This is a genomic window from Ruegeria sp. B10 (assembly GCF_056539825.1).
Map to the genome: position 1 here is coordinate 93,949 of NZ_JBQFVP010000016.1, position 14,559 is coordinate 108,507.

At 58.8% G+C, this 14,559-nt stretch carries 17 protein-coding genes; 10 read left to right on the plus strand and 7 right to left on the minus strand.

Annotated elements, in window-relative coordinates; translation table 11 throughout:
- Positions 1–5 precede the first annotated feature (5 nt).
- The 6 genes from ACR0J4_RS20085 to ACR0J4_RS20110 are packed head-to-tail and all read left to right on the plus strand — an operon-like array spanning position 6 to position 4,691.
- Complete coding sequence (locus ACR0J4_RS20085) at positions 6–1,724, plus strand: sensor histidine kinase (protein WP_170556405.1); 1,719 nt, start codon at positions 6–8, stop codon at positions 1,722–1,724.
- A gap of 3 nt (positions 1,725–1,727) precedes the next feature.
- Complete coding sequence (locus ACR0J4_RS20090) at positions 1,728–2,198, plus strand: HPr kinase/phosphatase C-terminal domain-containing protein (RefSeq protein WP_170643741.1); 471 nt, start codon at positions 1,728–1,730, stop codon at positions 2,196–2,198.
- Positions 2,183–3,076, plus strand: a complete 894-nt coding sequence (gene rapZ, locus ACR0J4_RS20095; RefSeq protein WP_480668800.1) for an RNase adapter RapZ — start codon at positions 2,183–2,185, stop codon at positions 3,074–3,076. The genes ACR0J4_RS20090 and rapZ overlap by 16 nt, the downstream gene beginning before the upstream one ends.
- Complete coding sequence (locus tag ACR0J4_RS20100; protein ID WP_170380426.1) at positions 3,073–3,465, plus strand: PTS sugar transporter subunit IIA; 393 nt, start codon at positions 3,073–3,075, stop codon at positions 3,463–3,465. Before rapZ ends, ACR0J4_RS20100 begins: the two co-directional genes overlap by 4 nt.
- 16 nt (positions 3,466–3,481) lie before the next feature.
- On the plus strand, positions 3,482–3,751 hold the full coding sequence (locus ACR0J4_RS20105) for an HPr family phosphocarrier protein (protein ID WP_170380425.1): 270 nt from the start codon (positions 3,482–3,484) through the stop codon (positions 3,749–3,751).
- A gap of 40 nt (positions 3,752–3,791) precedes the next feature.
- Positions 3,792–4,691, plus strand: a complete 900-nt coding sequence (locus ACR0J4_RS20110; RefSeq protein WP_170643740.1) for a lysophospholipid acyltransferase family protein — start codon at positions 3,792–3,794, stop codon at positions 4,689–4,691.
- A gap of 75 nt (positions 4,692–4,766) precedes the next feature.
- Here ACR0J4_RS20110 and ACR0J4_RS20115 read toward each other — a convergent pair whose 3' ends face one another.
- Positions 4,767–5,642, minus strand: coding sequence for a 3-hydroxybutyryl-CoA dehydrogenase (locus ACR0J4_RS20115; protein ID WP_170474043.1), 876 nt, complete (start codon positions 5,640–5,642; stop codon positions 4,767–4,769).
- A gap of 173 nt (positions 5,643–5,815) precedes the next feature.
- Between ACR0J4_RS20115 and ACR0J4_RS20120 the strand changes: the two genes are divergently transcribed.
- Positions 5,816–6,643 carry a DUF6473 family protein gene (locus tag ACR0J4_RS20120; protein ID WP_480668801.1) on the plus strand — a complete coding sequence of 276 codons (828 nt, stop codon included), beginning with the start codon at positions 5,816–5,818 and terminating at the stop codon, positions 6,641–6,643.
- 59 nt (positions 6,644–6,702) lie between these two features.
- Here ACR0J4_RS20120 and ACR0J4_RS20125 read toward each other — a convergent pair whose 3' ends face one another.
- From ACR0J4_RS20125 to ACR0J4_RS20150, 6 genes are all read right to left on the minus strand, one after another.
- Positions 6,703–7,632 (minus strand): electron transfer flavoprotein subunit alpha/FixB family protein, encoded by a 930-nt coding sequence (locus ACR0J4_RS20125; RefSeq protein ID WP_170380422.1) that lies wholly within the window; start codon positions 7,630–7,632, stop codon positions 6,703–6,705.
- The gene (locus ACR0J4_RS20130) at positions 7,632–8,390 is read right to left on the minus strand and encodes an electron transfer flavoprotein subunit beta/FixA family protein (protein WP_170556409.1); all 759 of its coding nucleotides are present in this window, start codon (positions 8,388–8,390) and stop codon (positions 7,632–7,634) included. Before ACR0J4_RS20130 ends, ACR0J4_RS20125 begins: the two co-directional genes overlap by 1 nt.
- A gap of 345 nt (positions 8,391–8,735) precedes the next feature.
- On the minus strand, positions 8,736–9,308 hold the full coding sequence (locus ACR0J4_RS20135; RefSeq protein ID WP_170380420.1) for a cob(I)yrinic acid a,c-diamide adenosyltransferase: 573 nt from the start codon (positions 9,306–9,308) through the stop codon (positions 8,736–8,738).
- Between the two features lie 2 nt (positions 9,309–9,310).
- Positions 9,311–9,511, minus strand: a complete 201-nt coding sequence (locus ACR0J4_RS20140; RefSeq protein WP_170380419.1) for a twin transmembrane helix small protein — start codon at positions 9,509–9,511, stop codon at positions 9,311–9,313.
- Positions 9,512–9,590: 79 nt separating this feature from the next.
- On the minus strand, positions 9,591–10,418 hold the full coding sequence (locus ACR0J4_RS20145) for an SDR family NAD(P)-dependent oxidoreductase (RefSeq protein WP_170643739.1): 828 nt from the start codon (positions 10,416–10,418) through the stop codon (positions 9,591–9,593).
- A 69-nt stretch (positions 10,419–10,487) separates the two neighbouring features.
- The gene (locus ACR0J4_RS20150) at positions 10,488–11,114 is read right to left on the minus strand and encodes an SH3 domain-containing protein (protein WP_480527869.1); all 627 of its coding nucleotides are present in this window, start codon (positions 11,112–11,114) and stop codon (positions 10,488–10,490) included.
- 202 nt (positions 11,115–11,316) lie between these two features.
- Between ACR0J4_RS20150 and parC the strand changes: the two genes are divergently transcribed.
- From parC to ACR0J4_RS20165, 3 genes are all read left to right on the plus strand, one after another.
- Positions 11,317–13,665, plus strand: a complete 2,349-nt coding sequence (gene parC, locus ACR0J4_RS20155; protein WP_170643738.1) for a DNA topoisomerase IV subunit A — start codon at positions 11,317–11,319, stop codon at positions 13,663–13,665.
- Positions 13,666–13,762: 97 nt separating this feature from the next.
- Positions 13,763–14,353 carry a hypothetical protein gene (locus ACR0J4_RS20160; protein ID WP_170643737.1) on the plus strand — a complete coding sequence of 197 codons (591 nt, stop codon included), beginning with the start codon at positions 13,763–13,765 and terminating at the stop codon, positions 14,351–14,353.
- Between the two features lie 115 nt (positions 14,354–14,468).
- On the plus strand, positions 14,469–14,559 hold a 91-nt coding region (locus ACR0J4_RS20165), incomplete at its 3' end, for a GTP-binding protein (RefSeq protein WP_215675807.1).

Genomic DNA, 14,559 nt, shown 5'->3' on the forward strand with positions numbered 1-14,559 from the left:
GTCCCGTGCGTGACACTGACCAATCTGACGAGCTGCACGACGGTGATGTCGTCATCGGGGATGACTGGGTTATCCCACAAGACCCCGAGTCTGCTGAACTGCGAGAAAAGCGGTCGCGGAGGAACCTGTTTTCTCTGCGTGGCTCGCCTTTGGCGCGCAAGATCGTCACCTTCAACCTGATCGCTTTGGTCATTCTGGTGACCGGGCTTTTGTATCTGGACGATTCTCGGAAGGAACAGGTTCAGCAAACCGCGCGCAACCTGATGGGTGATGCGCAGCTGGTCAGCAACGTGTTCGAGGCTCAGATCCGTCAGAACGCAGCCGCGGGCGCTCAGAATCCGCGGGTGCTGGATGTGGGTGACACGCTGGCAGGGTTAAGCCTACCAGAAGGTGGCGAAGTTTTCGTCTACGACGCCAGCGGCACGTTGATCGGCTGGACGCGGGGTGCCTCAGTTGCGGTGGATCTGTCAACCATCCTGCAATCAGAGGCGGACATCCAAACCGGAAGCACCGTTATCAGTGACGCTTTGAATGCGGTATGGACCGGGGTGTCCCGGGTATTCAACTGGTCAACGACTGACGAGGCCCCGACACTGGCCCAACGGGTGCAATCCATCATCCCTGATACGCTTGGCGGCAGAACACAGGTGCAAGCTGTGCAGGACGAGATGGAAGAGACGGTGATCGTTGCCGCCGCTCCCATCGTGTTCAACGACACGACGGTTGGAGCTGTTGCCATAACCGGACCGGCAGGTGAGATCGACGCGCTGGCCCGGCGAGAGCAGGAGCGGATCCTGCAAATGTTTGTTGTGGCTCTGCTGGTCTCGGTCGGTCTCAGCCTTGTTCTGGCGTCGACCATTGCCAATCCGCTGGCCGATCTGGCCGCCGCGGCCGAGATGGGCAAGGACCGGGGTACAGGCGTTAATCCGGGCCGCATTCGTATCCCGGACCTCAGCGCGCGTCCCGATGAGATTGGTCGCCTTAGCCTGGCGCTGCGGGGCATGGTCACGGCACTCTATAACCGGATTGACGCAAATGAACAGTTCGCGGCCGACGTGGCGCATGAGATCAAGAACCCGCTGGCCAGTCTTCAATCCGCCGTGGGAACGCTGCGGATGGTCAAGCGCGACGATCAGCGCGAAAAGCTGATGGGAGTCATCGAACATGACGTGCGGCGTCTCGACCGTCTGGTCAGCGACATCTCTAACGCCTCGCGGCTGGATGCGGAGCTTGTGAAAGAGGCTGAGCAGCCCTTTGACTTGCTGAAACTGCTGGACAATTTGGGTCAGTTTCTGGGCGAAGATGCCAAGTCTAAGGGCATTGAATACGCCACCGATCTACCCGCCGACCCGATCGTGATCAATGGGCTTGAGGCGCGCTTGGCCCAGGTTTTCGTCAATCTGATCACCAATGCGATCTCCTTCTGCGAGGAGGGCGATGCGATCCGCGTTTGGGTACGTCAACGCGACCACCGTGTGCTTGTCGTTGTCGAAGACACAGGCCCCGGCATACCGGAACAGGCCCTGACCAAAGTGTTCAAACGCTTCTACTCTGAGCGCCCCGAGGAACATTTTGGCAATAACTCGGGCCTCGGGTTGGCGATCTCGAAACAGATTGTCGAGGCGCATGGCGGCGTGATCTGGGCCGAGAATATCCGACCGACCGAAGCCGATGTCACCTCGGAGCCATTGGGTGCGCGTTTCGTCGTGGGGCTTCCTGTCTAGGAGATGAGCAGTCAGACGCCTTCAGACATTGCGGATAAAGATAGCGCCTGTATTCACGCGACCTGTGTCGCGGTTCAGGGGCGGGGGCTTCTGATCGTTGGGGCCTCGGGGTCGGGTAAATCCTCACTCGCCCTTCGCATGATTGCCCTTGGGGCCGATCTGGTTGCCGACGACCGGGTCGATCTGAGCCGGGACGAGGGCGCGGTGATTGCCGACGCACCACAGCGGATTGCGGGCTTGATCGAGGCGCGTGGCATAGGGCTGTTGCGCGCCGCCCCTTGCGGCCCGGTGGCTTTGGATTATGTGCTCGATATGGACCAGACGCAGCCCGCCCGCCTGCCGGAGCCCGTTACTTTGCAGTTGCTGGGGCACTATGTACCCTTGTTGTTTGGCGCCGGCGTGCCCAATTTGGCCGAAGCACTGATGCAACTGCTTAAAATGGGGCGCGTATACCCGGAATGGACCAGCACATGACAGCGCAACGGCGGATCGTCCTGGTGACCGGGCCGTCCGGGGCAGGGCGTTCGACAGCCATTCACGTGCTTGAGGATCTGGGGTTTGAGGCAATAGACAATCTGCCCATGGGCCTGCTGACGCGCCTGCTGGAAGGGGCTGGGGATGATCGGCCCATGGCTTTGGGGATTGATGCGCGCAACCGGGATTTCTCGACCATCGGGTTCATCGAACTGGCCGCCAAGCTGGGCCGTATGGAACAGGTTGACCTGACCGTCCTCTATCTGGATTGCAGTGATGAGGTTCTTCTGCGCCGCTTCTCGGAAACCCGCAGGCGTCACCCTGTCGCGAAGGACGCGGGCCCTGAAGCCGGCGTGCGCCAGGAAAAAGAACTGCTGGCCCCGATCCGCGAAATCGCCGATACCCTGATCGACACCAGCGCCCTGAATGTTCACCAACTGCGTGAAGAGGTCGAACATTGGTTCGCCCCACAAGGTGGCCGCCATCTTGCGGTCTCGATCGAGTCTTTTTCCTACAAACGCGGCCTGCCGCGCGGCCTCGACATGGTGTTTGATTGCCGTTTTCTGGCCAATCCTTACTGGCGGCCCGAATTGCGTGCTGCCGACGGTCGAAACGCTGACGTGGCGCGCTATGTCCAATCCGATAAGAACTACGCTCCGTTCTTTGACCGGGTGGTCGGAATGCTGGACCTTCTGTTGCCTGCCTTTCGCGCCGAAGGCAAAGCACACCTGTCGGTTGCTTTCGGTTGTACCGGCGGCCAACACAGATCTGTCGCTTTGGCTGAGGCGGTTGCGAAAGCCCTTGCAGACAGGGGGCAGCAGGTGGCAATTAGGCACCGCGAGATGGAACGACGCGCATTGAATGTGAGGCCGGATTGATCGGGATAGTGATCGTAGCGCATGGAGGGTTGGCCAAAGAGTATCTGGCCGCCATGCAGCATGTTGTCGGGCCGCAGCCCGGCCTGGTCGCGATTGCGATCGAAGCCGATCATGACCGCGATGAAAAGCAGGCCGAAATCTGCCGTGCCGCAAACGACGTTGATATGGGCGGCGGTGTGGTTATCGTCACGGACCTGTTCGGTGGCAGCCCGTCGAACCTCAGCCTCCGGGCCTGTGCGCCGCAGGATCGGCGCATTTTGTATGGCGCGAACCTTCCCATGCTGATCAAATTGGCCAAAAGCCGCCACCTGCCCGTGGGCGATGCCGTGCGTCACGCGATGGAGGCTGGACGCAAGTACATCAATGCGCAAAATGTGACATTGGATTAGGACCGGACGTATTGAAATGACCAATCGAAGCTTGAAAATCATCAATGAAAAGGGCCTGCACGCCCGTGCCTCGGCCAAGCTGGTTGAGGTGGTAGAAGGTTTCGATGCAAGTGCAGAAGTCTCCAAGGACGGACTTTCTGCGTCAGGCGACAGTATCATGGGCCTTTTGATGTTGGCAGCCTCGCGCGGAACCACTATTGACGTCGAGACCTCCGGGCCGGATGCTGAGGCATTGGCAGAAGCCTTGGAAACGCTTGTGAACGACAAGTTCGGAGAGGGGTTCTAAAGCCACCCCGCCGGGACAGGAAGAACGGGAAGACCAGGAATTGGCGGAAACAACGCACGACACCAAGACAGGCCCCGTTGTAAACGGGACAGATGATCAGGGCGAGATCTACGACCGTAGAACCTTGACCTATGCCAATTCGTTCGACGATGCCTGGACCGCGACGGCAATCCGCGCCATCGAATGGTGTACCGGCAAGCTGACCATTCTTCGGATGGTCAATAAATTCGAAAAGAAAAACGAGCAGTATCGTGGCCAGCGGTTCTGGGGTGGGGCGCTCAAGACGATGGGGATCACCCTCACCACACCCGAGGAACAGATCGCACGTATTCCCAAAACCGGCCCCGTTGTCGTTGTCGCCAACCATCCTCATGGCATGGTGGACGGCATGATTTTCGCTGAACTGATTGGACGTGTCCGTAGCGACTACCGTATTCTGACTCGCTCGGTTCTGACTGGCTTGGATGAGGCCGCGACCTCGTTTATGATCCCGGTTCCCTTCCCGCATGATCCTGAAGCGCAAACCAAAATGCTGGAAATGCGGACCAAGGCCATGGACCACCTGAAAGAGGGCGGCGTGGTCGCCCTGTTCCCCTCGGGTGTAGTGATGTCCTCGGATGATTGGTTCGGGCCGGCGATTGAACGCGAATGGAACGTCTTCACCGCAAAGATGATACGCCGTTCAGGCGCGACCGTGGTGCCGATCTACTTCCCCGGCCGCAACTCGCGCGCCTATCAGATCGCCAACAAACTCTCGCCGATCCTGCGGCAGGGCTTGTTGCTGCACGAGATCGTCCGCTCGTGCAACAAGCCCCAATCCCCGGTGATCGGAGAGCCGATCTCGGGCGAAGACATGCAGCTGCTCGAACGCGACCCGCGTGGATTCATGGCGTGGCTGCGAAACCACACGATGTCCTTGGGCGGCATAGCAAAGCGCTGATCCGCTCCTTCATCTGGCTAAAAATATCCCGGGGGTGAGACCGTATGAAATCCGGGCGAGGGGGCTGGCCCTCTCTTAGCGCGTCGGAACCGGCACGTCGCCGCGATAGTCGTAGAATCCACGCTGGGTCTTGCGCCCCAGCCATCCAGCCTCGACATATTTCGTCAGCAGCGGACAGGGGCGATACTTGGTATCCGCAAGCCCATCATGCAGCACGTTCATGATGGCCAGACAGGTGTCGAGCCCAATGAAATCGGCCAGTTCCAGAGGCCCCATCGGGTGATTGGCGCCCAGCTTCATCGACTGGTCGATGGATTGAACACTCCCAACACCTTCATAGAGCGTGTAGACCGCCTCGTTGATCATCGGCATCAGGATACGGTTCACGATAAAGGCCGGGAAATCCTCGGCGCTAGCAGCGGTTTTGCCAAGCTTGTCGACCACGGCCTTGCAGGCGTTATAGGTCTCTTCGTCTGTGGCAATCCCTCGGATCAGCTCGACCAGTTGCATGACGGGCACCGGGTTCATGAAGTGGAACCCCATGAACCGCTCTGGTCGGTCGGTCCGGCTGGCCAGACGTGTGATCGAGATCGAAGACGTATTCGAGGTCAGGATTGTATGCGGCAGCAAATGCGGTTGCAGATCCTCAAAGATCGCCTGTTTTATCGTCTCACGCTCGGTCGCGGCCTCGATCACCAGATCGGTCTGGCCCAGACGTGGCAATTCCAGCGTGGTGGTGATCCGCCCCAAAGCGGCTTGCACAGCCTCGTCCGAGATCTTCCCGCGTGAAGCCTGACGCGCCAGATTGCCCTCAATCGTCTTAACGGCATTGTCCAGGGCGTCCTTGTTGACGTCATTGACCAGAACGTCATAGCCGGCCAAGGCCAGAACATGCGCGATCCCGTTGCCCATCTGGCCTGCGCCAATTACTCCGACCGATTTGATTTCCATGCTCTGGTGCCTCTGCTCTCAGCTCGCCGCGACATTACCGGCAGTTTGGGGCGGGCGGCAAGAGGCATCAGAGGTCTGCGGACCGGTCAAACTTGCCTCAAATCCGCGCATTAGCAATTTCGCAAGACTTGCGACGGCAAGATGGCAACCGGGTGAAAAATTGGGTGAGTGATATGAGCTATCATCAAACGGGCGCAGCAGTGCCCGAAGACAGCATCTGTCAGTATGGGGAGTCAAAACTACGGTTCCGGAGGCCGTCGCGCGCATTGGACGGCTCCTATCTGGCATGTATCGGAGGGGATGAGACCTTTGGGAGGTTCGTTGAGCACCCCTATGCCGCGATTCTCGAAGGCTTGCTGGACCGCAAATGCGTCAACTTTGGCAGTCTTCTTTGTGGCGTTGAGGCGCTGTGCGGCGATTCCACCTTGGTTGAGCTGGCGAATGATTCCGATCTTTGCGTGCTGCAATTGCCGGGGGCGCTGGGGCAATCGAATCGCTTTTACCGGGTGCATCCGCGCCGCAATGACCGGTTTCTGTCTCCTACACCGGACCTGCTGACGCTTTACCCTGAGGTGGATTTTACGGACGTCCATTTTGTGCGTCACTTGCTGGGGCTGTTGCATTCCTATTCGGACGCACGCTTCGAAATCGTCACCCACGAGTTGCGCAAAAAGTGGGTCGAGACGCTTGGCGCTTTTCTACAGGAGATCCGGCCTCCGGTCGTTTTGCTGAACCTGCAGGTCGATGGCGAGATCGCCCATGAGGTCGCCGGACCGCTGGGCTGTGAACCGGTCTTTGTGGATACCGAGATGTTGGACGCACTGCGTCCGTTCGGTGCGGATGTCGTTTCGATGTCAGTCCGGATCTCCGGCGAATCGGATGAGTTGGAGGATATGCTGTTCGGGACCCTTCAGCAGCCTATGGCCGAACATATGATCGGCCCGGCGACCCATCGTCGGATCGCAGAAGCGCTTTCCCGATCGATCCGTGATTTGCATTGAAAAAGGCCCGCCGAGGGGGCGGGCCTTACAATGGTTTTCCAAGCAACCGCTTGGTTCGATCAGCCGAGTTTCTCGGTCAGTTCGGGTACGGCTTGGAACAGGTCAGCAACCAGACCGAAGTCAGCAACCTGGAAGATCGGTGCTTCTTCGTCTTTGTTGATCGCAACGATGACCTTCGAGTCCTTCATACCAGCCAAGTGCTGGATCGCGCCCGAGATGCCGACGGCGACATACAGGTCCGGTGCAACAACCTTACCGGTCTGACCCACCTGCCAATCGTTCGGGGCATAGCCCGAGTCCACGGCGGCACGCGACGCGCCAACAGCGGCGCCGAGCTTGTCAGCCAGAGTCTCGATCAATTTGAAGTCTTCTTCCGAGCCGACACCACGGCCGCCCGAAACAACAACACCAGCCGAGGTCAACTCGGGACGATCGCTCTCGGCAACCTTGTCCTCAACCCAGGACGACAGGCCGGGGTTTTCGCCAACCGAGATGGTCTCAACCGCAGCCGAACCGCCTTCGCCTGCCGCATCAAAGGAAGCGGTGCGGAAGGTGACGACTTTCTTGGCGTCGTTCGATTTGACGGTCTGGATCGCGTTGCCTGCATAGATCGGACGCTCAAAAGTCGAGCCGTCAACCACGCCAGACGCATCCGAGATCACCATCACGTCCAGCAACGCAGCAACGCGCGGCATGACGTTCTTGGCGTCGGTGGTGGCAGGGGCAACGATGTGCTCATAGCCATCGGCGAGACCCACGATCAACGCTGCGGTCGATTCCGCTAGGCGGTGGCCCAGCGACTCGTCTTCAGCAACCAGAACCTTGGACACGCCGTCGATCTTGGCAGCAGCCTCACCGGCAGCAGCGGCAGAACCGCCCGCGGCCAGAACGGTCACATCACCCAGCGATTTCGCAGCGGACACGGCCTTGGCGGTGGCGTCCAGCGACAGTTCGCCATTGTTGACTTCGGCAAGCAGAAGTACAGCCATTACACAGCCCCCGCTTCTTTGAGTTTCGAGACCAGCTCATCAACCGAGCCGACGACGATACCAGCGGCACGGGCCGGCGGCTCATCGGTTTTGACGATTTCCAGACGCGGAGTGACGTCGACGCCGTAATCGGCGGCGGTTTTCTCGTCCAGCGGCTTTTTCTTCGCCTTCATGATGTTCGGCAGCGACGCATAGCGCGGCTCGTTCAGGCGCAGGTCAACGGTCACGATGGTCGGCATCTTGACGTTGATGGTCTGCAGACCGCCGTCAACCTCACGGGTGATTTTGGCGGTGTCGCCTTCGATGTCCAGCTCGGACGCGAAGGTGCCCTGGCTCCAGCCCAGTAGGGCCGACAGCATCTGGCCGGTGGCGTTCATGTCGTTGTCGATCGCCTGCTTGCCCGCCAGAACGATGCCTGGCTGCTCTTCCTCTACCACTTTGGCCAGGATTTTTGCAACGGCCAGAGGCTCGATATCCGTGTGGACGTCATCCGCGGCAATAACCAAGATCGCGCGGTCGGCACCCATGGCCAGAGCAGTCCGCAGCGTCTCCTGCGCCTGCTTCACGCCGATCGAAACAGCAACGACTTCGTCAGCCTTGCCCGCTTCTTTCAGGCGGATCGCCTCTTCAACTGCAATCTCGTCGAACGGGTTCATCGACATTTTTACATTGGCGAGATCAACACCGCTGCCATCCGCCTTAACACGGACCTTAACGTTGTAGTCAATCACGCGCTTGACAGGCACAAGTACCTTCATTTTTGCGTTCGCTCCTTACAAAAACGGCAAGCCGCGTCGCGACTCCACCAATGCTCTCGCGGGACTAGATAGCGACTCAATCTCATCGACAACAGAGCAAAATCGTCACGTCATGGGCTTGAGACGTCGCGTTTTGTGTTTTTTGACGAATAGGAGGCAGAGTTTTTTGACGGTTAGCCGTCGATGGTGGGATTTGGTTGCCGGTTGCCAACCCGTCCAACTGAACCAAGAAGACTGCACGTTTTGGTTAGCGGTGCGCCGAGTATACGACGCTTTACGCCCGCCCTTCGGGCCGGGGCTCCGCACTTCCGGTCGCCGGGACGTCCACTGGACGTCCCGCCGCTTTCAGCGGTTCGCGCCCGGAACCCACAAGACATCATCCTTGCCGCTGTTGTTGGCGCAGCGGGCGGCGACGAAGAACCAATCGCTCAGACGGTTCAGGTATTTGACCGCGACTTCGTTGACAGGTTCCATATTGGTCAGCTCAACCGCCAGACGCTCAGCCCGGCGTGAGACGGTGCGGCAGACATGCAGATGCGCCGCCAAAGCCGAGCCGCCGGGAAGGATGAAGCTGCGCAATGGTTCAAGATCGGCATTCATCGCGTCGATTTCAGCCTCAAGCCTGTCGATTTGGGCAGGCGCGATGCGCAACGGCGGGTAGTCGGCCTCGGCGTCTTTTTCCATGTCGGGGCGGCAAAAATCAGCCCCCAGATCGAACAGGTCGTTTTGAATGCGGGCCAGCGCGGCGTCAGTTTCGCCCTCGGCTTCGGTCCGGGCAACACCGACAAAGGCGTTCAGCTCATCAACCGTGCCATATGCGGCCACGCGACCCGAGTATTTTGCAACCCGTTCGCCATTGCCCAAAGCGGTTTTCCCGTCATCGCCTGTGCGCGTGTAGATTTTGTTCAGAACGACCATCTTCAAACTCCTTGTCCGCGCAGGAAGACGTAAAGCACAATCAGCAATACGGCAATGAATTGAAAGAGGATGCGCAGGCGCATCATCTTGTTGCTCTTCTTGGCGGCATCCATGCCGCTTTTTCCGAAATTTGCGATGCCAAGGGTCAGCACGACGACAACCGCCGCCATCGCCAGGAGCAAAACGACCATCAAAGGGTCCATCGTCAGTCACCGTCCGCTTTTTCTTTGGGTGCGCCTGATCTAGCGCCTGCAGGGCCAAAAGCGAACGGGAAATTTTGCCTCAGATGTCTGACAGGATTCGGTCGATGGCTTTTGTTGGCAGAATTCGCCGCAAATAGCCCGCAATATAGGTCGGAGTCGTCACGTAATAGCGCGCCTTGGGCCGTTTCGCTTCGACCGCATGTGCCAGCTTGTTGGTCACCGCTGAGGCAGGCAGTTCGAACGTGTCCGGGCCAGAGCCTTCATAGAGCCGTTTCAGCAGCGACGCCTCGTACCTGTCACGCAAGACCGAGTTCTCCCAATCCACGAACCGCTCGAACACCGGGATCGCCTTTTCGCGGATTTTCGACGTGATTGGACCGGGTTCGATCAGGATGACTTTGACGCCGCTGCCGCGTAGTTCCAGGCGCATCGTGTCGGTCAGACCTTCGATCGCGTATTTGGTGGCGACATAGGCGCCGCGCCAGGGGAACGCGACCAACCCCAGAACCGAGGAGTTCTGGACAATGCGCCCATGACCCTGTTCACGCATGACGGGAATGACCTGCCGCGTCAGCTCGTGCCAGCCGAAGACATTCGATTCGAAGATGAACCGCAAACCGTTGGTCGGAACATCTTCGACCGCGCCGGGCAGTCCGTGCGCCCCGTTGTTGAACAGGGCGTCCAAAGTGCCTCCGGTGGCCTCAAGAACCTCGGCCAGTCCGGCTGTGATGCTGTCTGTGTCCTGATAGTCGATTCGTGGGCTTTCAAATCCCTGCGCGCGCAGCCTGTCGCAATCACGCTGCTGGCGGCACGAGGCAAAGACGCGCCAACCGCGTGCACGCATACCGTGTGCTGCATCCAAGCCGATGCCGGACGAGCAGCCGGTAATAAGAATTGATTTCTGCATGATGGCCCCGAACCTCAACGTCCCCAACACCTAGGCTGCGAGAGGAAACAGGGCAATGACGCCCGGACGTCAGTTTGTGGTTTTGCGGACCAGTGATGCCGAAATCCATCCGACCTGTTGCCCGGGAAACACGCGTGTGCGCAGCCAACCCGTGCCGGAATCGCTCAGGACCTCGACCCGTTGTCCGATCGTGGCCTTACCGATGATGGGATAGATCGTGCCCGGCCCGTCACGCATGTTGACGCGAGTGCCAGAGATTTCTCGGATGTCCTTTTCGGGCTCTGTGACAGGTGACACAGCAGGTTCGGCATCGGTTGTGACTTGCTGCATCGCCGCTACGCCGCCTTCCAGCGAGGCCAGCGTCAGCGTCACATCCTGATCTTCGAACAGGGACGGATTCGCCTGCAGTCCGGCTGCAACCTGAGACAGAAGCGCCTTGGTTTCTTCCTCACCCAGAACAGGTTCTGGTTCTGCAATAAACTCAATAACAGGGATGGGTTGAACTGCGGCGCGGGTCACCAACTCCTCAACCGGTGCGGCAGCCGGAGGCGTCGCCTTGGGTGCAGGTTCGAACGTGGCCGCCATACGCTGCGGATTGTCACTGCGCAGGCCGCGCGGCTCGAAATCGGGGCCTCCGCTCATGACGTAGAAGGCCCAGCCAAGGGCGACAAAAGTAACAAGTATCAGGCGCGTCATGACGCTTCCCCCCGAAGAAATCGTAAATACAAGAATTGGCAGCAGTTTAATTCATGAGACCATAGCATATTTCGAGGCGGGAGTCGAAAAATGGGGGAAATCCGTGGGTTGCCTCCCCCTGTTGCAAAAAGCGCGACTTGTCCCCAGTAAAATAAGTCTTGGTTGCTTTACCAAGCTGCGCTTGCGTCGTATCACATCATATATGAACGATACGATCGACGACCCCAACATGGAGGCCCCTGACAATGGGGGCGAGGTAGCCGAACCGCTACGCCGCGCAATTGGTGAGCGCTATCTGACCTATGCGCTGTCCACCATCATGCATCGGGCGCTGCCGGATGCGCGTGATGGTTTGAAACCGGTTCACAGGCGAATCCTCTATGCGATGAGGGAACTACGACTCAGTGCAACCGGAGGTTTCCGGAAGTCTGCGAAGATCTCGGGCGATGTGATGGGTAACTACCATCCGCATGGTGACGCCGCGATTTACGACGCGATGGCGCGTCTGGCCCAGGATTTCAACGTGCGCTACCCGCTGGTCGACGGGCAGGGGAATTTCGGCAATATCGACGGCGATAACCCGGCGGCCTCGCGTTACACCGAAGCGCGGATGACCATCGTGGCCGAGGCGCTGCTGGAAGGTCTGAACGAAGACGCCGTTGATTTCCGCGACAATTATGATGGGACGCTGACTGAGCCGGTCGTACTGCCCGCTCAGTTCCCGAACCTGTTGGCGAATGGTGCCAGCGGTATTGCCGTGGGCATGGCGACGAATATCCCGCCGCATAGTATCTCGGAACTCTGTGACGCTTGTCTGCATCTGATCAAAACGCCAGATGCGCGCGACGACACTCTGCTAAACTACGTGCCCGGCCCGGATTTCCCGACCGGCGGCGTGATCGTCGAGCCGCCCGAGAATATCGCCCAAGCCTATCGCACCGGGCGCGGGTCCTTCCGGCTGCGCTGTAAGTTCGAGGTCGAGGATCTGGGTCGTGGTCAGTGGCAGATCGTGGTCACCGAGATCCCCTATCAGGTTCAGAAATCCAAGCTGATCGAAAAGATCGCAGAACTGATCCAGACCAAGAAAATCCCGATTCTCGCCGATGTGCGCGACGAATCCGCCGATGACATCCGTCTGATCCTCGAGCCGCGTTCCAAGAACGTGGATCCCGAGGTGCTGATGGGCATGCTTTATCGCAACTCGGACCTTGAGGTGCGGTTCAGCCTGAACATGAACGTGCTGATCGACGGTGTGACGCCTAAAGTCTGCTCGATGAAAGAAGTGCTGCGCGCCTTCCTCGATCACCGGCAAGAGGTCCTGATCCGTCGCTCGCGTCACCGCATGGCGAAGATCGACCATCGGCTGGAGGTATTGGAGGGCTTTATCGTCGCCTTCCTCAATCTCGACCGTGTGATCGACATCATTCGCTACGACGACGACCCTAAAGCAGCGCTGATGCGCGAGGATTGGGGCATCGACCACGTTCGTGCTACAGATGAGTCCGATTACATCTCGCCCAAACCGGGCGAGGGCGAGCTTTCCGAAGTTCAGGTCGACGCGATCCTCAACATGCGCCTGCGCAGCCTGCGTCGTCTCGAAGAGATGGAACTGGTCCGTGAGCGTGACGAGCTAATGCTGGAACGCGCCAATCTGGAAGACCTACTGGCCGACCCCGCTCTGCAATGGGCCAAGATCGCCGAACAGTTGAAAGAGACCAAGAAGACCTTCGGCAAAAACTATGAAGGCGGCGCGCGCCGTACCCGGTTCGCCGAGGCCGGGCAGGTCGAGGAAGTGCCGCTTGAGGCGATGATCGACAAGGAGCCGATCACGGTGGTCTGCTCTCAGATGGGTTGGATTCGGGCCATGACCGGTCACATCGACCTCAAGCGCGAATTGAAGTTCAAAGATGGCGACGGCCCCCGGTTCATCTTCCATGCGGAAACCACGGATCGGTTGCTGGTGTTCGCGTCGAACGGGCGGTTCTATACGGTCAGCGCCGCGAACCTGCCCGGCGGGCGGGGCATGGGTGAGCCGCTACGCTTGATGGTCGACCTGCCAAACGAAGCGCAAATCATCGACATCCTGATCCACAAACCGGGGCGCAAGCTGCTGGTGGCCTCGGACGCTGGCAACGGTTTCATGGTGCCCGAGGATGACGTTCTGGCGCAGACCCGCAACGGGAAACAGGTGCTGAACGTCAAAGGCGACGAGACAGCGATGATCTGTAAACCGGTCGCTGGAGATCACATCGCAGTGGTCTCGCAGAATGGCAAGTTCTTGGTCTTCCCAACCGAAGAGTTGCCCGAGATGACGCGAGGCAAAGGCGTGCGCTTGCAGAAATACAATATGGCCCGCGGCCGGCAGGGCACGTTGGAGTTGGATGGCGGCCTGTCCGACATCACAACTTTCAACTGGGAAGAAGGGCTCAAATGGTCCATGGGTGGCGATAAAACACGGCATGAGGCAGATATGTCCCAATGGCTGGCCAAACGCGCCAGCGTTGGGAAAAAGCCTCCTTATGGCTTCCCGCGTGACTATAAATTCTCGTGATCTGACGAGTGTTTCGGGTGAAATCCGCCGATACGGCTTGGCACATGCCGTATCGGTGCGCTAGATCAAAGAAAAACAGGCCTATCGAGACGAGATCATGCTGCGCATTTTGACCCTGATTACTGGACTTGCCCTTATGGGCGCCTGCACGCAGACGCAAGTCTATGAAGAACCCGAGTCGTTGGGCGAGTTCAAGCTGCGCGTAAACTACGCCTTCGCTGAGAAAGCCCGCCAAGGACCGGTTTCGCGCGATGCGACTCCAAAAGAGTGGGAAAACGCCATTCAGAACGCGGTTGATATCCGTCTCGGCCGTTATGAAGGCGCGCAGGAATACGATATCGGTATCAGCCTCGAAGGCTACATGCTGGCGCCTCCGGGCATACCCGTCATCTACAATCCCAAAAGCACGGCGATTGTTCTGGTCAACGTCTATGACGTGAAGAAGAAAGAATTCCTCGCCAAGGGTAAGCAATTCCAAGTTCTGGAAGACACGACCGGAGAGAGCGCTCTGACCGGTTCGGGCAATACCCGCACTAAAGAAGAGCAAATGAGCGGCCTTGCCCTAAAAGTTGCCGACCGAGTCGAAGAGTGGTTGGCCGAAGAACACAAGAACAATGGTTGGTTTGATCGGCGTCCCGACCTGATCCAGCCGCTGGAAACGAGCGAGCTCACGCAAAATCCGGCGTGATCGGCGCATTTCCCTCAGGATGTGCTTGATTTTCCCCTTTGAACCAAATATCTCGCGCGCGCAGATGTAACCACGGGACCAAGGGTCCCCCAAATCGCAAAAGGGCGCCTGAGGAATGGCAAAGGAAAAGTTTGAGCGTACAAAACCGCACGTCAACATTGGCACGATTGGCCACGTTGACCACGGCAAGACGACGCTGACCGCAG

Excerpts from the sequence above, each read along its gene's own strand:
- ACR0J4_RS20090 (WP_170643741.1), top strand. The coding sequence starts at position 1,728 with ATGAGCAGTCAGACGCCTTCAGACATTGCGGATAAAGATAGCGCCTGT.
- rapZ (WP_480668800.1), top strand. The coding sequence starts at position 2,183 with ATGGACCAGCACATGACAGCGCAACGGCGGATCGTCCTGGTGACCGGG.
- ACR0J4_RS20105 (WP_170380425.1), top strand. The coding sequence starts at position 3,482 with ATGACCAATCGAAGCTTGAAAATCATCAATGAAAAGGGCCTGCACGCC.
- ACR0J4_RS20115 (WP_170474043.1), bottom strand. The coding sequence starts at position 5,642 with ATGGAAATCAAATCGGTCGGAGTAATTGGCGCAGGCCAGATGGGCAAC.
- ACR0J4_RS20120 (WP_480668801.1), top strand. The coding sequence starts at position 5,816 with ATGAGCTATCATCAAACGGGCGCAGCAGTGCCCGAAGACAGCATCTGT.
- ACR0J4_RS20125 (WP_170380422.1), bottom strand. The coding sequence starts at position 7,632 with ATGGCTGTACTTCTGCTTGCCGAAGTCAACAATGGCGAACTGTCGCTG.
- ACR0J4_RS20130 (WP_170556409.1), bottom strand. The coding sequence starts at position 8,390 with ATGAAGGTACTTGTGCCTGTCAAGCGCGTGATTGACTACAACGTTAAG.
- ACR0J4_RS20135 (WP_170380420.1), bottom strand. The coding sequence starts at position 9,308 with ATGGTCGTTCTGAACAAAATCTACACGCGCACAGGCGATGACGGGAAA.
- ACR0J4_RS20140 (WP_170380419.1), bottom strand. The coding sequence starts at position 9,511 with ATGGACCCTTTGATGGTCGTTTTGCTCCTGGCGATGGCGGCGGTTGTC.
- ACR0J4_RS20145 (WP_170643739.1), bottom strand. The coding sequence starts at position 10,418 with ATGCAGAAATCAATTCTTATTACCGGCTGCTCGTCCGGCATCGGCTTG.
- ACR0J4_RS20150 (WP_480527869.1), bottom strand. The coding sequence starts at position 11,114 with ATGACGCGCCTGATACTTGTTACTTTTGTCGCCCTTGGCTGGGCCTTC.
- parC (WP_170643738.1), top strand. The coding sequence starts at position 11,317 with ATGAACGATACGATCGACGACCCCAACATGGAGGCCCCTGACAATGGG.
- ACR0J4_RS20160 (WP_170643737.1), top strand. The coding sequence starts at position 13,763 with ATGCTGCGCATTTTGACCCTGATTACTGGACTTGCCCTTATGGGCGCC.